We start from the raw sequence: 1,274 nt of genomic DNA on the forward strand, positions 1-1,274 counted from the left end.
TGAAAACCTTAGAGGTCCTCGCGCCAGAAGGGCATGCTCATGCAGCGCGGGCCGCCACGGCCGCGGGAGAGCTCGGCGGAGGGCACGACGAGAAGGTCCAGGCCCTCCTTGTACAGCACGTCGTTGGTGACGGTGTTGCGGGCGTAGACGCAGATCTTGCCGGGCTCGACGCACAGGGTGTTGGAGCCGTCGTTCCACTGCTCGCGGGAGGCCGCGATCGGGTCGCCGCCGCCGCAGGGGATCAGCTTGACCTGGTCGACGCCGGTGGCGTCCTCCAGGACGTGCTCGAGGGTGTCCTCGATCAGGCGGATGTTGACCTCGCCCGGGTTCTTGCCGGCGGTCAGCTCGTAGACGCGCAGGGTGCCCATGATGGCGGGGTGGATCGTGAACTTATCGACGTCGATCTGGGTGAAGACCGTGTCGAGGTGCATGAAGGCGCGCGAGACCGGGATGTCGAAGGCCAGGATGCGCTCGACCTTGGAGTCGGAGTTCCAGAAGATGTTCTGGGCCATGACGTCGATGGCGGCTGCCTGGGTGCGCTGGGAGATGCCGACGGCGAGGGTCTTCTCGTTGATGTTCAGCACGTCGCCGCCCTCGGTGTGGAACTGGCAGTCGCGGCGGAAGTACAGGGAGACGTCCTTGTAGTCGGGGTGGTACTTGAAGACGTACTTGCCGTACAGGGTCTCGCGGTTGCGGGTGACCGAGTACATGCGGTTGAGGTTGACGCCCTCGCCGACGACCGCGAACGGGTCGCGGGTGAAGTAGAGGTTGGGCATCGGGTCGATGATCAGGTCGGACTCGGACTCGGAGTTGACCAGGGAGTCGAGGGTCGTGGACGCCGTGAGGGGCATGTCGATCTCGGCCTTGGTCATGCCGGCCATGGTCTTCTTGACGAACTCGAGGTTGTCCTCGATGGAGTCCAGCTTCTCGCGGACGATCTGCGGCATGCGCTGGCCGCGGATGCCTGCCTCGGCGATGTACTGGTCGGTGAACTCGGCGCGGGCGCCGGGGACCTGGTCGAACACCTCGGCGACGAGGTTCTCGAGGTAGAGCACCTCCACGCCCTGGTCCCTCAGGATCTGGGCGAAGGTGTCGTGCTCCTGCTGCGCGACCTCCAAGAACGGGACGTCGTCGAACAGGAGTCGCTCGAGCTCGTCGGGCGGCAGGTTGAGGAGCTCGTCGCCGGGACGGTGCAGGCAGACCTTCCTGAGCTTGCCGATCTCGGAAGGCACGTGCAGACCTTTCGTCATGGCCTCCTACCTTTCTTTCGGGCC

General features: G+C 65.1%; 1 protein-coding gene. It reads right to left on the reverse strand.

What is annotated here, in order from left to right; genetic code table 11:
- Positions 1-8: 8 nt before the first annotated feature.
- Positions 9-1,250, reverse strand: coding sequence for an arginine deiminase (gene arcA / locus DXC90_RS09430; protein ID WP_117735747.1), 1,242 nt, complete (start codon positions 1,248-1,250; stop codon positions 9-11).
- Positions 1,251-1,274: the final 24 nt, after the last annotated feature.

The organism is Collinsella sp. TF09-1AT (assembly GCF_003436895.1).
Classification (GTDB): domain Bacteria; phylum Actinomycetota; class Coriobacteriia; order Coriobacteriales; family Coriobacteriaceae; genus Collinsella.

Coding starts and splice junctions, on each gene's coding strand:
- arcA (WP_117735747.1), bottom strand. CDS start 1,250: ATGACGAAAGGTCTGCACGTGCCTTCCGAGATCGGCAAGCTCAGGAAG.